General features: G+C 71.8%; 20 protein-coding genes, 1 tRNA gene and 1 pseudogene. 12 read left to right on the forward strand and 10 right to left on the reverse strand.

What is annotated here, in order from left to right; genetic code table 11:
- Position 1: 1 nt before the first annotated feature.
- The 4 genes from NLX85_RS25845 (at position 2) to NLX85_RS25860 (ending at position 4,924) form a co-directional block, all read left to right on the forward strand.
- Complete coding sequence (locus NLX85_RS25845) at positions 2-2,179, forward strand: MMPL family transporter (RefSeq protein WP_254339314.1); 2,178 nt, start codon at positions 2-4, stop codon at positions 2,177-2,179.
- A 372-nt stretch (positions 2,180-2,551) separates the two neighbouring features.
- Positions 2,552-2,971 (forward strand): Hsp20/alpha crystallin family protein, encoded by a 420-nt coding sequence (locus tag NLX85_RS25850; protein ID WP_254339316.1) that lies wholly within the window; start codon positions 2,552-2,554, stop codon positions 2,969-2,971.
- Between the two features lie 95 nt (positions 2,972-3,066).
- On the forward strand, positions 3,067-4,224 hold the full coding sequence (locus NLX85_RS33310) for an ABC transporter ATP-binding protein (protein ID WP_305885067.1): 1,158 nt from the start codon (positions 3,067-3,069) through the stop codon (positions 4,222-4,224).
- A gap of 187 nt (positions 4,225-4,411) precedes the next feature.
- A complete protein-coding gene (locus tag NLX85_RS25860; RefSeq protein ID WP_254339318.1) occupies positions 4,412-4,924 on the forward strand; it encodes a universal stress protein in 513 nt (170 codons plus the stop codon).
- Between the two features lie 89 nt (positions 4,925-5,013).
- Here the strand turns inward: NLX85_RS25860 and NLX85_RS25865 are convergent, their stop codons facing one another.
- The 7 genes from NLX85_RS25865 to NLX85_RS25895 form a co-directional block, all read right to left on the reverse strand.
- On the reverse strand, positions 5,014-6,297 hold the full coding sequence (locus NLX85_RS25865) for an MFS transporter (protein ID WP_254339320.1): 1,284 nt from the start codon (positions 6,295-6,297) through the stop codon (positions 5,014-5,016).
- Positions 6,297-7,712 (reverse strand): FAD-dependent oxidoreductase, encoded by a 1,416-nt coding sequence (locus NLX85_RS25870; protein WP_254339321.1) that lies wholly within the window; start codon positions 7,710-7,712, stop codon positions 6,297-6,299. The genes NLX85_RS25865 and NLX85_RS25870 overlap by 1 nt, the downstream gene beginning before the upstream one ends.
- 78 nt (positions 7,713-7,790) lie before the next feature.
- A complete protein-coding gene (locus tag NLX85_RS25875; protein WP_254339323.1) occupies positions 7,791-8,288 on the reverse strand; it encodes a GNAT family N-acetyltransferase in 498 nt (165 codons plus the stop codon).
- Entirely contained in the window at positions 8,288-8,614 is a 327-nt protein-coding gene (locus NLX85_RS25880) for an ArsR/SmtB family transcription factor (protein ID WP_374628420.1), read from the reverse strand. Before NLX85_RS25880 ends, NLX85_RS25875 begins: the two co-directional genes overlap by 1 nt.
- Before the next feature lie 11 nt (positions 8,615-8,625).
- On the reverse strand, positions 8,626-9,882 hold the full coding sequence (locus tag NLX85_RS25885) for a M28 family metallopeptidase (protein ID WP_254339327.1): 1,257 nt from the start codon (positions 9,880-9,882) through the stop codon (positions 8,626-8,628).
- A complete protein-coding gene (locus tag NLX85_RS25890) occupies positions 9,879-10,127 on the reverse strand; it encodes a hypothetical protein (RefSeq protein ID WP_254339329.1) in 249 nt (82 codons plus the stop codon). The genes NLX85_RS25885 and NLX85_RS25890 overlap by 4 nt, the downstream gene beginning before the upstream one ends.
- Before the next feature lie 14 nt (positions 10,128-10,141).
- Positions 10,142-10,294 carry a hypothetical protein gene (locus tag NLX85_RS25895; RefSeq protein ID WP_254339331.1) on the reverse strand — a complete coding sequence of 51 codons (153 nt, stop codon included), beginning with the start codon at positions 10,292-10,294 and terminating at the stop codon, positions 10,142-10,144.
- 89 nt (positions 10,295-10,383) lie between these two features.
- Between NLX85_RS25895 and NLX85_RS25900 the strand changes: the two genes are divergently transcribed.
- Positions 10,384-10,767: a metalloregulator ArsR/SmtB family transcription factor gene (locus NLX85_RS25900; protein WP_254339333.1), complete on the forward strand. Its 384-nt coding sequence runs from the start codon at positions 10,384-10,386 to the stop codon at positions 10,765-10,767.
- A 49-nt stretch (positions 10,768-10,816) separates the two neighbouring features.
- Here NLX85_RS25900 and NLX85_RS25905 read toward each other — a convergent pair whose 3' ends face one another.
- Entirely contained in the window at positions 10,817-11,944 is a 1,128-nt protein-coding gene (locus tag NLX85_RS25905; protein ID WP_254339335.1) for an NAD(P)/FAD-dependent oxidoreductase, read from the reverse strand.
- A gap of 62 nt (positions 11,945-12,006) precedes the next feature.
- On the opposite strand from NLX85_RS25905, the gene NLX85_RS25910 reads away from it, so the two are divergent.
- From NLX85_RS25910 to NLX85_RS25935, 6 genes are all read left to right on the forward strand, one after another.
- The gene (locus NLX85_RS25910) at positions 12,007-12,342 is read left to right on the forward strand and encodes a helix-turn-helix transcriptional regulator (RefSeq protein WP_254339337.1); all 336 of its coding nucleotides are present in this window, start codon (positions 12,007-12,009) and stop codon (positions 12,340-12,342) included.
- 83 nt (positions 12,343-12,425) lie between these two features.
- Positions 12,426-13,097, forward strand: a complete 672-nt coding sequence (locus NLX85_RS25915; RefSeq protein ID WP_254339338.1) for a helix-turn-helix domain-containing protein — start codon at positions 12,426-12,428, stop codon at positions 13,095-13,097.
- 10 nt (positions 13,098-13,107) lie between these two features.
- The gene (locus tag NLX85_RS25920) at positions 13,108-13,770 is read left to right on the forward strand and encodes an arsenate reductase ArsC (protein WP_308210823.1); all 663 of its coding nucleotides are present in this window, start codon (positions 13,108-13,110) and stop codon (positions 13,768-13,770) included.
- Positions 13,771-13,823: 53 nt separating this feature from the next.
- Positions 13,824-14,567 (forward strand): MIP/aquaporin family protein, encoded by a 744-nt coding sequence (locus NLX85_RS25925; protein WP_254339340.1) that lies wholly within the window; start codon positions 13,824-13,826, stop codon positions 14,565-14,567.
- 44 nt (positions 14,568-14,611) lie between these two features.
- The gene (locus NLX85_RS25930; RefSeq protein ID WP_254339342.1) at positions 14,612-14,752 is read left to right on the forward strand and encodes a hypothetical protein; all 141 of its coding nucleotides are present in this window, start codon (positions 14,612-14,614) and stop codon (positions 14,750-14,752) included.
- Positions 14,749-15,156 carry an arsenate reductase ArsC gene (locus NLX85_RS25935; RefSeq protein ID WP_254339343.1) on the forward strand — a complete coding sequence of 136 codons (408 nt, stop codon included), beginning with the start codon at positions 14,749-14,751 and terminating at the stop codon, positions 15,154-15,156. Before NLX85_RS25930 ends, NLX85_RS25935 begins: the two co-directional genes overlap by 4 nt.
- Positions 15,157-15,176: 20 nt before the next feature.
- On the opposite strand, the pseudogene NLX85_RS33775 reads toward NLX85_RS25935, so the two are convergent.
- Both NLX85_RS33775 and NLX85_RS25940 read right to left on the reverse strand, forming a co-directional pair.
- Positions 15,177-15,497, reverse strand: a pseudogene (locus NLX85_RS33775) (SRPBCC family protein); the annotation flags it as partial.
- A 348-nt stretch (positions 15,498-15,845) separates the two neighbouring features.
- Positions 15,846-15,932 (reverse strand) — tRNA-Leu (locus NLX85_RS25940).
- 231 nt (positions 15,933-16,163) lie between these two features.
- Here NLX85_RS25940 and NLX85_RS25945 point away from each other — a divergent pair.
- A partial coding sequence (locus tag NLX85_RS25945; protein WP_254339344.1) for a tetratricopeptide repeat protein occupies positions 16,164-17,878 on the forward strand: 1,715 nt, incomplete at its 3' end.

Genomic DNA, 17,878 nt, shown 5'->3' on the forward strand with positions numbered 1-17,878 from the left:
GATGACAACCGAGGATCCCCGTACGGACGGAGCTCTGGCGGGACTGGCCCGGTTCTGTTACCGGCGCCGTCGCCTGGTCCTCCTGACCTGGATCGTCGGCGTGATCGCCGTGGCGTTGGTCGGCTTCGGGTACGGCGCAGCCCCCGACAACGACTTCTCCGGAGGGAACTCGCAGTCGGCCAAGGCGCAGAAGCTGATGGAGAAGCACTTTCCCGAGGAGCAGGGGGACCGGCTCAGCCTCGCCATCAAGGCTGACCAGGGTATCGACGAGCCTGCCTCCCGGCAGAAGATCGAGAAGGCCATCGCCGATCTCGCCGACTCACCTGTCACCGGGCCGGTGGTGTCGCCCTATCAGGACAGCAGCCTGGTGACGGCGGACCGCCGAATCGCCCGTATGACGATCCCACTGAGCGACAAGGAGGTGGAGAAGAGCGAGGTCAAGCCCTTGGTGGACATCGTCAAGGCCGCCTCCGACGACAGCGTCACGCTTGCGCTCGGCGGGTACATGGCGGAGAAGGCCGAGACACCCCCGCAGGGTTCGGCCGAAAGCGTGGGCATCCTGGCAGCAGCAGTGATCTTGTTCATCGCCTTCGGGTCGCTGGTGGCGATGGGCCTGCCGATCGTGACCGCCCTCCTGGCGATCGCCGCCGGCCTCGGGCTGATGAAGCTGGTCGGGCACGTGGTCCCCGCGCCGGATTTCACGCTGGTCTTCGGCGCGATGATCGGGCTCGGCGTCGGCATCGACTACGCACTGTTCATCGTGACCCGCTACAAGGACAGCCTCCGGGACGGCGACGAACCCGAGAGCGCAACGGTCAGGGCCATCTCGACCGCCGGTCGCGCCGTGCTGTTCGCCGGCACGACCGTCGTGATCGCGTTGCTGGGCCTGGTCGTCATGGGACAGCGGCTGATGACCGGAGTGGCCGCCGCCACGTCGGTGATCGTGCTGGTGACGATGATCGCCGCGGTGACGCTGCTGCCCGCGTTCCTGGGCTTCACCGGACACAGGATCCACTCGCTGCGCCTGCCTCGTCGTGCGTCCCGCCGGAACCAGCCCGTCGGCGCCCTGTCCCCGCAGCGCCGTACGCCCGCCGAGCGTTGGGCCGGCGTGGTCCAGCGCAGGCCGCTGGTCGCCGCACTCCTCGCCGGCGTGAGCCTGCTGGTGCTGGCCGCTCCCACGCTGTCGATGCGGCTGAGCCAGCCCGACGCCAGCGTCCAGCCCCACGACAGGAGCAGCTACATCTCGTACGAGATCCTCTCCGAGGGCTTCGGTCCGGGCTACGGAGCACCCCTGATCTTCGCCACCGAGATCGACTCCAAGAACGCCGACCTGGGTCCCGTCGTCGACGCGGTCAGCAGGACCGAGGGCATCGCCTACACCACACCACCGCGGGTCAGTGGGAACGGGCAGGCCATCACCTTCGCCGCGTTCCCCACGACCGGTTACCAGGACGAGGCGACCGCGAACCTGGTGCACGAGCTGCGCGACGACGTGCTGCCCCGGACACCCGGCGGCGAACGCGTCCTCGTCGGCGGGCCGAACGCCGGCACCATCGACGTCGCCGAGGAGTCCGGCTCGCGCCTACCCCTGATGATCGTGGTCGTCATCGCGATGTCCATGGTGCTGCTGATCGCGTTGGTCCGGTCGGTCACGATCGCCCTTCAGGCCGCCGTGATGAACCTGCTGTCCATCGGCGCCGCCTACGGCGTGATCGTCGCGGTCGTACAGTGGGGCTGGCTCGGCCCGGCCCTCGGGTTCCCCACCGCCATGCCGGTCACGACCTGGGTGCCGATGATGATGTTCCCGGTCCTGTTCGGCCTGTCCATGGACTACCAGGTCTTCCTGACCTCACGGGTCCGTGAGGAGTACGAGCGGACCGGCGACACCCGCACGGCCGTCGCCCGCGGACTGGCGCGGACCGCCAAGGTCATCACGGCCGCGGCCGCCATCATGATCGCCGTCTTCACCACCTCACTGCTCGGCCCCGACATCGCGGTCAAGCAGGGCGGTCTCGGCATGGCGGTCGCCGTGCTCATCGACGCCACGATCGTCCGGATGATCCTCGTCCCGGCGGTGATGGAACTGTGTGGCAAGGCGAACTGGTGGATGCCCGGACGCCGGGCACCGAAGGCGACCGCCGCGGTGCAGGCCAGGGTCGGGGAAGAGGCCAGAGTCTGACCCTTCGGCCAGCCGTACCTGAACTGGGTGGGTCCGGGCTGTCAGCCGGGCCCATCCGGTGCCGGGAACTCCATCGCGGTCACGCCTCATGGACGGCGAAGGTCCGGACCCGGCAACCATCCAACTCGTACCCGAGCAGAGCTGGCGGCCGGTGGAGAGCGTGGGCGACGGGGTGAGCCGTCGTTACCTCGGCGGCGGACGCCGCCCGGGTGATCACGCTGCCGACCACCGACGTCCGCGACCAGGACGTGGGCCTCACCGAACCGGTTCTCGTACCGCCGAAGGACCTGTCGAAACGGGTCGCCCGACCCTGCTCGGTGTGGTGGTGGAGGAATTCACTGGAGGTGACGACGAGACGACAAGGAGGTCGTGATGTCGACAATCACCCGCTGGAGGCGTGGCACGCTGGCCCCGTTCGACTGGGCCGACCTGCCCCTGCTCCCGATGCTCACGCCCAGCATCCGGATCGAGAACTACCTGGAGGGCGACCAGTACGTCATCCGAGCCGAGTTGCCGGGCATCGACCCCGCCAAGGACGTCCGGATCACGTTCGCCGGTGGCGAGCTGCGGCTGGAGGTGGAACGCAAGGAGGTCGTCCACCCGGACAAGATCCACTCGGAGTTCCACTACGGATCCTCCTTCCGGACGGTCCCGCTGCCCGCCGGCGTCGTCGAGAAGACCATCGCCGCCCGCTACATCGACGGGATCCTGGAGATCACCGCGAAGGTCGCCGAGCCGACACCCGTGACGATGGAGATCCCGGTCAAGGTCGAGAACGGGAAGAAGAGCTGATCCAGCGCCGGGGCCGGTCACCGGACCGGCCCCGGCCCACCCGTCGGGCAGCACCGCGACCGCTGAGTGACCGAGAGCGGAAGGGGAGGATCGCCATGGCGAGGGTACGCCTTGACAACGTGACCAAGGTGTTCCCGGGCGGGATCCGCGTGCTCGAGGGCGTGGACCTGACCGTGGACGAGGGCGAGTTCCTCGTGCTGGTGGGGCCGTCCGGCTGTGGCAAGTCGACCGTGCTGCGCGTGATCGCGGGCCTGGAGGAGGCGACCTCCGGAACGGTCTCGTTCGACGGCGAGGTCGTCGACGACCTCCCGCCGAAGGAGCGCGACATCGCCATGGTGTTCCAGAACTACGCCCTGTACCCGCACCTGTCGGTACGGGACAACCTTGCGTTCGGTATGCGCCTCCGACACGTCCCCGCCCCCGTCCGCGAGCAGCGGGTCCTCGACGTGGCGCAGCTGCTGGACATCGCCGAGCTCCTCGACCGCAAGCCCAAGGCGCTGTCCGGCGGGCAGCGGCAGCGGGTCGCCGCGGGCCGCGCCATCGTCCGCAATCCCCGCGTCCTGCTCATGGACGAGCCGCTGTCCAACCTGGACGCCCAGCTCCGCGTCACGATGCGCGCCGAGCTTCGGCGCCTGCACGCCGAGCACCGCACCACCACCGTCTACGTCACGCACGACCAGGTCGAGGCGATGACCCTCGGCGATCGCGTCGCGGTGCTCGAAGGGGGCCGGGTGCAGCAGGTCGGAACGCCGCACGACCTCTACCACCGGCCGGTCAACGCGTTCGTCGCCGGGTTCATCGGCTCGCCGAGCATGAACCTCGCCGTGGTGCCGGTGCGGGCCGGCGCTGCCCCGACCATGGAGGTGGGCGGGCAACTCTGGCCGGTGCCGGACACGCGTGTCGCGAGCGTAGCCGCGCTCGCCGGGGGCCCGCTTCTGCTCGGCCTGCGGCCGGACGCATTCACCTGGCCGGCTCCCGACGATGCACCGGCACTGGACGTCACCGTGACCGCCGTGGAGTTCCTCGGCAACGCCACGCTCGTGCTCTTCGAGCCGCCCGGTGAGGCGTGGCACCCGGCGGACGACAGCGATCCGAGCGCCGGCCACTGGACTGCGCGGCTGGACGGCGACGTCCCGCTCCAGGTCGGCGGGCGCGTGACGTTCGGGGTCGACGTCGACTCCGCGTACCTCTTCGAGCCGGACCGTGGCCTGGCGCTCCCGTGTGTGGAGGCACTGGCGGCCGTGCCGGCCTGACCGCTGAGGCGGTTCGCGGGTCCCGTCCGGTGATACGAAGCGCTGACCACGGAGGCCTCGAGCCCGCGCCGACGGCTGTGGTGGGCCCGGCGCCCGGTGATGCGAGTGGTCACAGCCCGAACTGATGACAGGTCGAAGGGCCCCGCGCGGCCAGGTCCTTCGCGTCTACCCGCACCGCCGACAGCGGGTGTGCGATGAGGTCAAGGACATGGAGGGAGTGAGGGAGATGACCGACAACTATCTGATCGTCGTCGGCGTGGACGGCTCCGATGGCGGGCGGCGCGCCCTCGACTGGGCGACCCGTGAGGCGGCGACTCGCGGCGGCACGGTGCAGGCGGTGATCGCTTGGCGGTGGGACGGGATCGAGTCCGGCCCGATGACCGCCGCCAATCCCGCGGACGAGAAGGAGCACGCCCGCGCCATCCTCGAACGCGAGATCCAGGCGCTCACGGCCCGTCGAGGCTCGTTGTCGCCTGTCGCCGCCGAGGTCGTGGAGGGCAGAGCCGCCGACGTGCTGACGCATGCCGCTCGTGGCGCGGATCTGCTTGTTCTCGGCAGCCACGGTCACAGCAGGTTCCGGCACACCGTCCTCGGGTCGGTGAGCGAGGAATGCGTACGCAAGGCGAGCTGCCCGGTCGTCGTCGTCCCCGTGCCCGTGCCGGCGCCGCACGCCCCGGCGGAGGTGGCTGTGCCGAGCTGACTGCCACGATCGATCGAGGGAGGGGCAACCATCGTCGCTCCGACGTCACCTCGTCACTGCAGTTGCCGGGTCAGACAGAACTCCTGCTGCTAGCGGTCGGCAACGGTGGAGGCCGCACGACGGGCGACATGGCCGGGACCATCGTCCGTGCTGCTCCTTGACATGCTGAACATGCCCGTAGCCGCGGCGAAGCACGCCAGGACAACGCCGGCCAGCAGCAACCGGTAGCCGCCGTGCTGAAGGACCACCGCCGCGACTACGGGCGCGGTGGCTTTGGCTGTGGTGACGGGGGTGGCGAGGCGTCCGGCGATGGTGGCGTAGGCGGTGGTGCCGTAGCGGTCGGCGAGGAGTGCGGGTGTGGCGAGACTGGCGATGCCGAAGCCGAGCCCGAATCCGGTGACGGTGACCACGGCACCCACCATGCTGCCCGCGGTGAGGGGCATGGCGAGGACGGCGGCGGCCTGGATGGCGAACACCGTGGCGACGATCGTGGTGACCGGGATCCGGCGGCGGGCGCCGGTGAGGACCAGCCTGCCGGTGACGGACAGGACGCCGAGCAGGCCGGCTGCGGTGGCGGCGAAGGTGGCCGGGTGGCCGCGGCTGATGAGGTAACCGACGAGATGAACGCCGATGGTGCTTGTGGCGGCGCCGTGGGCGATGAGGGCGGCGGCGAGGATCCAGAACCTGGGGTCGCGCGTCGCAGCGCGCGCCGCGGCGCGACGCGAGGTGTGGTCCGGTCGCGCCGCGGGGCTGGGTGCCCTGACGCGCGGCGGTTTACGGATGGTGAGGGCGTGCAGCGGCACGGTCACTGTGCCGTGGACGGCGGCGAGCGTGAGCAGCGCGCCGCGCCAGCCGAAATGCGCGACGAGCAGGCCGGTGATTGGCATGAAGATGGTGCTGGCGAACCCGGCGACGACGGTGACCGCGAGCAGGGCGGTGGGGCGTCGGTCGGGGGTGAACCAGGAGACGATGACGGCGAAGGCGGGTTCGTAGAGAACCATCGCGCCGGTGATGCCGATGCCGATCATGACGGGGTAGAGCTGTCCGATGGTGTGGACCTGGGACCAGGCGATCAGGAGCGCGGTGGCGGTGATCGAGCCTGCGGTCATGAGGGCTCGTCCGCCGTGCCGGTCGAGCCACCGGCCGACGGGGATGGCCATGAGGGCGCCGGCGAGGACGCTGGCGGTGAGCGCGCCGGTGACGGCGGTGGTGGAGGCGTCGAGGCTGGCGGCCATGGGGCCGAGCAGAACCGAATAGGCGTAGTAGAGGGTGCCGTAGCCGATGGTGGAGGTGATGGCGAGGGCTGCGACGATGCGCCACCCGTGGCGCCCGCCGACCGTGGGGTCGGCGGGCGCCGTCGTGGTGGTGGTCATCAGCTGGCGCAGCAGCCGCCGGTCTGGCCGCTGGTCGGGGTGCCGAGGCTGATGAGGTTGAGCGGTGCGGAGAGCAGGCCGCCGGAGATCCCGGTGGCGAGCCCCTGTCCGGCGGGCTGGGCTGCCGGGGCGGGGCCGCAGCAGCTGTCGGTGCCGGTGGAGTCGGCGGGGTTGCTGTTGCAGACGCCGGTTTCGGGCAGGTCGAGCTGGACGTCGCGGGCGGCGTACCAGTCGCCGGCGAGGGCGGCGACGACGGAGCGGACCTGCTCGTAGCCGGTGGCCATGAGGAAGGTGGGCGCGCGGCCGTAGCTCTTCATGCCGACGGCGTAGTAGCCGACCTCGGGGTGGGCGAGTTCGTCGGCGCCGTGCGGGGGGACGGTGCCGCAGGAGTGCTCGTTCGGGTCGATCAGCGGGGCGAGGGCGCGGGTGGCGCCCATGATCGGGTCGAGGTCCAGGCGCAGCTCGGCGGCGATGGAATGGTCGGGCCGGAAGCCGGTGGCGGCGACGATGCGGTCCACGGTGATGGACTCGTCGGCGCCGTCGGCGTGGCGGACGACCACGGCGACCCGGCCGTCGGTCGGGGTGAGCGCGTGCACGGAGAAGCCGGTGAGCAGCCGGACGCGGCCGGCGTCGACGTGCTCCCGCAGACGGGAGCCGAGCGCGCCGCGGGCGGGTAGGGCGTCGGCGTCGCCACCGCCGTAGGTGCGGGCCGGGCTGGCCGAGCGGATCGCCCAGGTCACCTCGGTGCCCGGCTCGGTGGCGGCCAGCTCGGCCAGGGAGAGCAGGGTGTTCGCGGCGGAGTGGCCGGCGCCCACGACCAGGGTGTGTCGGCCGGCGAAGCGGTGCCGGTCGGTGCCGAGCACGTCGGGCAGGGCGTGCTCCAGGAACGCGGCCGCGTCCTTCTCGCCTCGGGCGGGCAGGCCGGAGGCGCCGAGGACGTTGGGGGTGCCCCAGGTGCCGGAGGCGTCGATGACCGCGCGGGCAAGCAGCTCGTCGCCGCCGGCGAGGCGGATCAGGAAGGGTGCCTGCTCGCGGCCGGCGGTGCGCAGCCGGTCCAGGCCGAAGCGACTGATCGCCTCCACCCGGGCGCCGTAGCGCAGGTGGGGCTTGAGCTGTGGCAGCTCCGCGAGGGGCTGGAGGTAGTCGGCGACCAGCTCCGCGCCGGTGGGCAGGGCGTCCTCGGCCGGGGCGACCCAGCCGGCGTCGTCGAGCAGCCGGCGGGCGGCCGGGTCGACGTTGTAGCGCCACGGGGAGAACACCCGGACGTGCCCCCACTGCCGCACGGCCGCGCCGGCGGTGTCGCCGGCCTCCAGGACAAGGAAGGGCAGGCCACGCTCGTGCAGGTGGGCGGCGGCGGCCAGACCCACCGGGCCAGCGCCGATCACCACGACGGGCAGCTCGGTCAGGACAGTCATCGGAGAACTCCTCTGTGTTGAAAATCGTCGAATCAAGAAGGTGCAGTGGTGCTGCGGCGAGCGGGGCTGAACCGGGGGTCAGGCGATGACGGGGCTGCGCCGCTCAAGCAGGATCACGTCGCGCCACCGGCCGTGGTGCTGACCGATCCGTTCGCGGGTGCCGATGACGCGGAATCCGGCCCTTTGGTGCAGGGCGAGACTGGCGGTGTTTTCCGAAAAGACGCCAGACTGGATGGTCCAGATGCCGGCGGCTTCGGTGGAGGCGATCAGGGCGTCCAGCAGCAGCCGGGCTACGCCACGTCCTTGGGCGGCGGGGTCGACGTAGACGGAGTGCTCGACCACCCCGGCGTAGACGGCCCGGTTCGACGTCGGCGACACCGCCACCCACCCGACCACGGTGTCGTCCGCGTCGACGGCCACGAGGCGGTGATCGGGCAGCTTGGCCTGGTCGAATGCGGTCCAGGTCGGTGCGGTGGTCTCGAAGCTGGCGTCGCCGCCGTCGAGGCCGGCCTGGTAGATGGCGAGGACACGTTCGGCGTCGTCCGAGGTCATCGGGCGAACGGTGAGGTCGGCCATCAGCAGGCTCCCTTCGGGGTGGGCGCGGGGCGGCCCATGACGACGTCCGCGGCGGAGGGGAAGCAGCCGACGCAGGCGTCGTTGATGCGGTAGTGGCGGGCGGTGCCGAGCGGCTCGACGAGCACGAACCGCACCTCGGTCAGGATCTTCAGGTGTTGGGAGACGGTGGACTGGGCCAGGCCGACGGCGGCGACGATCTCCCCCACGCTCATCGGCCGGCCGTGCCGCGCGAGGTACTCGACGATCTGCACCCGGGTCGGGTCCGCGAGGGCCCGGAACCACGTGGCGTAGGTCTGCGCGGTGTCCCGGTCGAGAAGGTCGCCCACCACCACTCCTTCTATCGTTGATCGCCGATCGACGATGCAAGCGTAGCAGGTGCCGTCCCGGCGAGGTGGGCGGTGGCGACGACGAGGCGGGTGATCGCACCGAGGGTGGCAGGGTCGACCTTGTCGGGGGTGTCGGCGGGACTGTGGTAGCCGCCCATGCCGGCGCCGATGCCGATCGCCGCGAAACCGGCGCCGCCGTAGCGGCGGTTGTCCGATGCGACCGGGCCCGCCGCCAGGGGGACGCCGGTGTGCCGGCCCGCCTGATCGAGCAGCGCCAGAAGGCGGTGGGCCGGTCCGCCGGCCTCTACCGCCGCCGCCCCGTCCAGGCGACCGGCACCGTCGACGTTGATGACCAGCGGTGCGGCACCTTCGGCGCGGAGCTGGGTGGTGTGGTGAGCGGAGCCGAGCGCACCGACCTCCTCGCCGTCGAGCAGCGCGACGGACAACCCCACGCCTGCGGGCAGTCCGGCGGTGAGGATGCGGGCGGCTTCGAGGACCACGGCGACGCCGGTGGCGTTGTCCGAGGCTGCGGGGAGACGCAGCCCCGGGTGGTCACCGACGCCGTCGTAATGCGCGGTCAACAGCAGGTCGACGGCCCCAGGTGCGGGCGGTCGGAGTCGGGCGTGGATGTTCGTGCCGGTGACGTCGTCGCGGCGAAGCGGTGTGGCCCCGTCCAGCCAGCCGTCGCCCTCGGCCGCGGCCGCGGCCGCGGCGGCAAGGATGGCGTGGTGGGTGTCCGGGTCGAGGGTCAGCACCGGCAGCGGCCCGGGATCCGGTCCGGCGAGCATGGTGAACTGCCAGCCCTCGGCGTCGACCGGGCGGCGGATCAACAGTCCGGCCGCGCCGTGGATGTCGCGGTAGGCGTCGAACAGGCTCATCTCGGCCGGCACGACGAGCCACCGCCCGGCCGGGTCGTCCGTGCCGGCGACACCGAGCGCGCCACGGATGGCGTCGACCGTGTCGGCGGAGGCGGGGTGGATTGCGACCTGCCGGCCGAACACCAGCCGCCGCGAGCCGTTCCGGTCGCCCCAGGTGACCTCCGGCGCCTCGTACACCTGGGGCACCGCGCGGACGGGAAAGTCCTCGGTGCGCATTTCACCGTCAAGGGCGGTGAGCTGGTCGACGAGCCAGGCGCGGGCGGCCGCGCCGCCGGGCGAGCCGACGCGTCGCCCTGCCAGGGGGCCGGAGGCGAGGGTGGCGATGGTGTCGGTCATCCGGTCGGCGCTGACCTGATCGAGCAGGCCCGTGAGGTCGGTGCGGGTGGTCATGAGCAGCATCCCTGCCCGGTGGCGACCGCCTCTGCCTTCGCCTGCGTGCCGCAGCAGGAGTCGGCAGCCTGGGCGGCCTGGCGGGTGCCGCAGCACGTGTCGCCGCCGTCGGCCTCACCGGCCGGCGGGAGGATGCCACCAACCGCCTGGGCGGGGCTGCCACAGCATGCCCCCGAGCCGGTGACCTGAAGGGCGGCGGAGGGGTCGCCGGTGAAACCGCCAACGGCGGAGGTGTTCTCGGTCATGTCGAATCCTTCTTTCACCGGGGGCTGATCAGCGGGTAGACGGCGGCGTGGGTGCGGTCGTAGCGGCGCTCGGCCCGCTCGGTGGCGGTGGACACCCGGGCGCAGGAGTCGCAGAACCGGACACCAGCCAGGGGTGTCGACCGGCGGCGGCGCGTAGAGCCGAACATGGGGGAACCTCATTTCCACGGGACGCCTGTCTCGACGTCCGTCTAACCAGAGACTTGCACGCTGATTAGAGAGATGTCAACCTAGAGGCATGTCAAAGCAACAGGCGCCACTTCCCCTCGTCGATCTCACCGCCGACACGCCGTGCTGCCCCCCGCTGGCGCAACGCCGCGTTTCCGCCGAGACGGCGGCGGTGCTCGCGCCCGCGTTCAAGGCCCTCGGCGATCCGGTACGGCTGCAGCTGATGTCGATGATCGCTTCCGCCGAGGACGGCGAGGCGTGCGTGTGCGACCTGACCCCGGCGTTCGACCTGACCGGGCCGACGATCTCGCACCACCTCAAGACGCTGCGCGAGGCCGGCCTGGTGGATGCCGAGCGGCGCGGCACCTGGGTCTACTACCGGGCCCGGCCGCAGATCCTGCGACAGCTCGCCGGCCTGCTGTCGATCGAGCCGGGGGCCGCAGCGCAGCGGTAGACCACCGCCACACCGCGCGGCGCCTTGTGCCGTCGCGCGGCCATCGTGCTCAATGCCGCCCTGCGATGTCGGGCCGTTGTTGAGCGGCTGCCCGTCGGTGTCCCTGCCGCTCGAGGCGAGGACGGCGGCTTGCCTGCGCGGCGAGTGCGGCCATCACGTGCGCGGCGTCGCGGCCGACGCCGCGCAGGGTGTTCGAGGCGAACGATCGTTGGAACTCCAGCCCCAGGTAGACCAGGCCGGGATGGGTGGTGGAGATCCCGCCCCTCTGCCGGGGGGCTCCGGAGTCGAGGGTGTCGAGTGGTGCGAGGTAGTCGAGGTCGGCCCGGTAGCCGGTGGCGAGGATGACCGCGTCGATTGCTTCGTGCGTCCCGTCGCTCCAGATGACGCCATCGGCGGTGAAGCGGGTGAACATCTGCCGGCGGGGAAGCTCGCCTGAGGTGATGGCCTTGCGGTAGTGGCCGGTGTCGAGGACGGTGGCGTGCCGAACGATACGGGTGATGACGGCACGCGGGAGACGGTCGCCGCCGGTGACGTGCAGCCAGTGGTGCAGGTCGCGACCTCGGATGCGCTGCGGCAGGAACCGCACCGGTTCGCGGGTCGCCAGCGTCACGCGCGCCTGCGTAGCCAGTTCGTAGGCCACCTGGACAGCGGAATTTCCGGCCCCCACAACCACGACGCGCTTGCCGGCATACCCGTCGGGGTGCCGGTAGTCGGCGACATGCCGCAGGTCCCCGCCGTAATCACCGCGTCCGGGAAGGCTCGGGATGTACGGCTTGCCGAAGGAGCCGGTGGCGGCGACGACCCCGACCCCGGCCAACTCGTCGCCGGTGTCAGTACGTACCAGGTATCGCCCGCCCGGCGTGGATCGCACCGTGACAGCCCGGGCGCGGGTGCGGACCTCGACGTCGAGGGTGTGGGCATAGCGGCGGAGGTAGTCGACCACCTCGTCGCGGTGTGGGTAGCGGTCGGGATCGCCGTCGAAGGGCATGCCGGGCAGGGCGCTGTAGCGGGCGGGCGAGAAGAGGGTGAGGCTGTCGTAGTAATGCGGCCAGGAGCCCACTGGTTCGGCGCCGGCGTGCAGGATGACGGGCCGCAGGCCGGCATCCAGGGCGGCGCGGGCGGCGGCTATGCCGGACTGGCCGCCGCCAACGATGATCACGGGATCGGCTTGAGTCACACCGCGATCATATCGTCGTTTTGTTGAATGACAATATGATGGGGGCAAGGAAGGGTGTGACCATGAGCCAGACCGCCGACGAGCCGACCGAGCCGCACCGCCCTGCCGCCCCGGCTGGCCTCGCACCGCAGACGCAGGAGTTCCTCAAGGCCCTCGGCAGCCCCACCCGGCAGCGCATCATGATGCTGTTTGCCCGCGGCGCCGAGATGTCCGTCGGCGAGGTGGCCGAGCGGGTAGGCATCAGCCAGGCCACGGCCTCGCAGCAGTTGACTCTGCTGCGACGCGGAGGGGTCGTCACCTCGCGGCGCGACGGCAAGACGGTGTATTACCGGGCCGACCGCGACGGCACCGTCGCCGCTCTGTCGGACCTGCAGTCCTACCTGGCGACCTGCTGCTGACCCACCCCCTCGTTCGCCACTCGACGCGAAGGCCGGTCCGCGCCGGCTTGACGATAGAGGATTGCTCAGCAATAGTTGAGTCAATGGATACTGAGCTTGCATCCCTGGTGGGGCGGGCGCGGATCCACGCCGCGCTCGGCGACCCGGCTCGCCTGGCGATCGTGGACGCGCTCACCCTGGGCGACGCCTCCCCCGGAGAGATCGCCAACAACCTGGACATGCCGACCAACCTGGTCGCGCACCACGTCAAGGTGCTCACCGACGCGGGCCTTGTCGTTCGGGGCCGGTCGGAGGGCGACCGACGGCGCACCTACCTGCGACTCCAGCCGGCAGCCCTCGCCGCTCTCACGCCACCGCCGCTGGCGGGTGTAGGTCGGGTGGTCTTCGTCTGCACCCACAACTCCGCCCGCTCGCAGCTGGCCGCGGCGCTGTGGAAGCGGCGCACCAACGGGCGCGCCGCTTCCGCCGGCACCAAACCGGCGCCGCGGGTGCATCCTCGGGCGCTTGCTGTCGCCCACCGCCACGACCTCGATCTCGACCCGGTCGGTACCGCACACGTCAACGACATCGTTCGCGACGACGACCTGGTCATCGCCGTCTGCGACAACGCCCACGAGGAACTCACGGGGCCGGTTCGCCCCCGCCTGCACTGGTCCGTGCCGGACCCGGTCCGCGTCGACACCGACGAAGCGTTCGAGGCGGCCTACGCCGACCTCGCCGACCGCGTCGACCGCCTCGCTCCCACCACCCGTTGAGAGGCACCCGATGACCGACACCAGTGCCCACATCCACCAGGAGATCACGCTCGACCAGCAACTCGCTCTGCACACCGCCGCAACCCGGCTGGCAGAGGAGTTCGACGCCATCTACGGCACCGCGACCATCGAGAAGTTCCTGCACAGCAGCTACGACCAGTTCGCCACCGCCGCGAGCATCCCCAACTACCTGCCACTGCTCGCCGAGCGCTTCGCCCGCCAGCGGCTGCGGGCCCTGGCCCGGGTCGAGGGCCACCACCGCGACGGTCGACCCGTGGTGCTGTTCCTGTGCACCCACAACGCCGGCCGCTCCCAGATGGCCCTGGGCTTCTTCACCCACCTCGCCGCAGACGGGGCGGTGGCGTGGTCCGGGGGCAGCGAACCCGGCATCGAGATCAACCCCTCGGCGATTGCCGCGATGGCCGAACGCGGCATCGACATCTCCGAGGAGTTCCCGAAGCCGTGGACCGACGAGGTCGTCCGCGCCGCCGACGTGGTGGTCACCATGGGTTGCGGCGACGCCTGCCCCGTCTTCCCCGGCACCCGCTACGAGAACTGGACCGTCGACGACCCCGCCGGCCTCGACCTGGCCGACGTCCGGCCCATCCGCGACGAGATCGAGCGGCGCGTCCGTCGCCTGCTCGACGAGCTGCACGTACCCGCCACCCGATAACCAATTACTGCCCGACCATCCGCGACAGCAACACCTTGGGAGAGAACAGACTGATGGCCATCGCACTTCGGCGGCGCCTGCTGGCCGAGTTCACCGGCACCGCTCTGCTGGTCACCGCCGTGGTCGGCTCCGGCATCATGGCCACCACCCTCTCCCCCGACGACGTGGGCCTGCAGTTGCTGGAGAACTCCACCGCCACCGCCTTCGCCCTCGGCGCGCTGATCCTGATCTTCGGCCCGGTGTCCGGGGCGCATTTCAACCCGGTCGTGTCCGCCGCCGACTGGTTCCTCGGCCGCCGTGCCGGCACCGGCCTCACCGCCCGCGAACTGAGCGGCTACGTCACGGCCCAGATCCTCGGCGCGATCGCCGGGTCGGTGCTGGCGAACCTGATGTTCGACCTGGCCGCCGTCGACTTCTCCGGCAAGGACCGGTCCGCCGGCAACCTGTGGCTCGGGGAAGTCGTCGCCACCACCGGGCTGATCCTGCTGATCTTCGCCCTCGCCCGCTCCGGCCGCGCCACGGTCGCCCCCGCGGCCGTCGGCGCCTACATCGGGGCCGCGTACTGGTTCACCTCGTCAACCTCGTTCGCCAACCCGGCGGTCACCATCGGCCGCGCCTTCACCGACACCTTCGCCGGAATCGCACCCACGTCCGTGCCCGGCTTCGTCGTGGCGCAGCTCGTCGGCCTCGCGGTCGGTGTCGGCCTGCTCGCCGCCCTCTACCCCGACGCCGGCGCCGCCGCCGACCAGGTCGTCGTCCCGACCGACGAGGACGCCAGCGTCCACCACCGCTCATGACAGATCGCCCACACGATCACAGCGCGGCTGAGCTTTCGCCCGGCTTGTTCAACCGCCGTCACGACCCGGGCCGCTACCGGACGCTCGACCGCAACGGCAGCCCCGACCCCCAGCTGTTCTTCGACCTCACCGACGTGCCGGTCAACCGGCCCCGCGACTCGTACTGCATGGAAGGCACCTCATGAGCGACAAGCCCAGCGTCCTGTTCGTCTGCGTCCACAACGCCGGTCGCTCCCAGATGGCCGCCGGATGGCTGCGTCACCTCGCCGGCGACACCGTCGAGGTCCGATCCGCCGGCAGCGCACCCGCCGACCAGGTCAACCCTGCCGCCGTCGAGGCCATGCGGGAGGTCGGCATCGACATCACCGACCAGACGCCCAAGCTTTTGGAGTATGAGACGGCGGAATCCTCGGACGTCATCGTCACCATGGGCTGCGGCGACGCCTGCCCCGTCTTCCCCGGCAAGCGATACGAGGACTGGAAGCTCGAAGACCCCGCCGGCAAGGGCGTCGACGCGGTACGCCCCATCCGGGACGAGATCCGCAACCGGGTGGAGACACTGCTCGCCGAGCTGCACCCCACCGCCTGACACCCCGTGTACGTGATCTGAACGGTGGTGGCACGGCCACCGTCGTGAGGGACCAGCCGATACTCAGTGACGCTATGCCCGCCTGCGTGGCACTCCACCAGGTATCGGGCCTGGGGCTGGCAGTCGGTCACGCACAGGTCCACGGTGACGGGCCGGCCGTAAGGGCTGCGGGTCTCCCGCCATCTGGTGCCCTGTCCGAACGGGTGGTGGGTGAGCAGCTCAGTCGCTTCGGCATGAGTGAACAGAGCCGAGTACCCCGAGATGTCGGTGAGGAGCTGCCACACCTGCTCTGGCGGCTTGCAGACCGTGCGGCTGAAGGCCATCGGCTGCATGCTGATCATCCTCTGCTGGGCGACGGTGACCGCGCCAACCCAACGGAGCCTCACGATCCCGACGATCCTTCTGTAGCGATGATCAATGATGGCTTGGTGTCGGCCATCTCGGCGTCGCGTCGCGACTGGGTCTACCCGTTCACCGGCTGCGCCCGACCCGGTTCCGCCGCCTGGTACGCAGTGGTCACCAGCCGGGGCGGAGATGCATCGGCGACCGGCCGTGGGTGCCTACGTCGAACACACCGTCGTCCGGGACGCCGGCCGGCCGGGTTCACCTCGGGCTGCACCTGACCGAGAGGCGGAAACACAAACGGTGCGGGCAAGTGAAAGTCTTGCCACGCACCGTTGGGATTTCGTTGGTGTCCGAGGGGGGACTTGAACCCCCACGCCCTATACGGGCACTAGCACCTCAAGCTAGCGCGTCTGCCATTCCGCCACCCGGACCTGCTCGTCCAGCCTACCCTGTCGACCGAGGTGATCTTCTCACCGGTTCGGCCGCCCGGTGGGCCGCACGGGGCATTACTGTACACGGCCCAGGTGGATCATGCACATCGCCGTCACGCTGCCGCGTTTTCCCAGGTCAGTCGGTCAGGCCGGCGGTCCGACACGGCGGCCGAGACCGGATCCTGGGGGGTGGGTAGCGAGGAACCGGCGATTCCGGGCAGCATTGCTCACGTGTCCCACCCCTCCCCCCTGACCGCCGCTCAACACCAGGCCCTCGCGCTGCGCTCCGCCGGTGACCTGGCGACCGCCCGCCGCCTGCTCGCCGACGCGATCGCGGCAGCCCGACCGGCCTACGGTGAGGACCACCCCGACGTACTCGCCACCGGCCACCTGCTGGCCCGACTGCACCGCGAGGCCGACGACCCCGCCGCCGCCCGGCGGGTCCTCGAAGAGGCGTACGCGGCCGGCGAGCGTCGCCGCACCGACAGCGATCCGCTGATGCTCGCGCTCAGCTTCGACCTCGCCGGCGTGGCGGAGGAGCTCGGCAACCGGCACGAGGCCCGACGCAACTACACCCGCGTGGCCACCGCCGGGCCCGCCGTGCTCGGTCCGGACCACCCCGCGGTACGCGCAGCCCGTCACTACCTCGGCGGCTCCGCCGCCGCTCCCGTCCCGCCCGGCGCGCACCCCGTCGGCTCCGCCGCCGCTGCCGGCCCGCAGCCCGAACCGGGGGCTCTGTCCGGGCCGACCATGTCGCTGCCGGCGGTGCAGCAGCCGCACCCGTCGCAGCCCTCCCCGCCCCACCCCGGTGCTCCCGCGGCATCCGCCGCCGCCCCGCCGGTGCCGGCCGCCATCCCCCCAGCGCCCTCCGCCGGCCCCCCGGTGCCCGGTGCCGAGTGGGCGCCCCCGCCAGGGTCGGACCGACCGGCCCCCTGGGCACCGCCCGCTCCCGGCCCGGCGACCCACCTGCCGCCACCGCCGCCGGTGCCGCCCGCGCCGGTCAGCGCCGCCCCCGCCTCGGCGTCGCTGCCGCCGCCTCCGGCCGTCCCCGCGCCGACGTCGGCTCCCCCGACCCGGGCCTCCACGGCGGGTACGCCGATCGGTGGCCCACATGATGGCTGGGCACCACCGCCTACCGCGCACCCCATGCCGCACGCGCCCAGCTCCGCGCCGCCTGCCGCGCCGTCGATCCCGTTGCCGCCGGCGCCGGTCATCCCGCCTCCGGTCCGGCCCGTGTCGACGCCGCCCGCGCCCGCCCCGGGGCCGGGCGCGCCGAACTTCGCTGCGCCCGGTCCGGTGGTTCCGCCCACCGCCGCGACCGTGCCGCCAGCGCCGAGGATCCCGGCCCCGACCTCCGCCCCGCCCGCGTCCGGCGTGCTTCCTCCGCCGCCGCACATCCCGGTCTCCGCCCCGCCGACGTCCGGTGCGCCGACCCCGGCACCCACCTCGGCCCCGCCCGCAGCCGCACCCTCGGCGGCCGTGCCACCACACCGGACGCCCGTGCCGCCGGTCGCGGATGCGGCGGAATCCGGTGTGGGCGAACGCGCCGACACCCCGGCAGCCCCCGCGCCGGGGTGGGACAAGCCGACCATCCAGGTGCAGCAGATCGGCCCGCTGCTCCGGGAGGAGGCGGAGCGGATCGCCGCCTCGTCGTCCCCGGGTGCCGCCGCGACCGGCCAGGTGAGCAGCCCGCCCGCGAGCACGCCCCCGGGCAACCCGTCCGTGAGCACACCACCCGTCAGCGCACCACCCGTCAGCGGACCTCCGCTCAGTGCGCCGCCCGCCAGTGCGCCACCCGTCACCGGACCGCCGTTCAGCGCGCCGCCGTTCAGCGCGCCGCCCGTCAGCGCACCGCCCGTCAGCGCACCACCCGTCAGCGCACCACCCGTCAGCGCACCACCCGTCAGCGCACCACCCGTCAGCGCACCACCCGTCAGCGCACCACC

Source organism: Micromonospora sp. A3M-1-15 (genome assembly GCF_024213425.1).
GTDB classification, from domain to species: Bacteria; Actinomycetota; Actinomycetes; order Mycobacteriales; family Micromonosporaceae; genus Micromonospora; species Micromonospora chersina.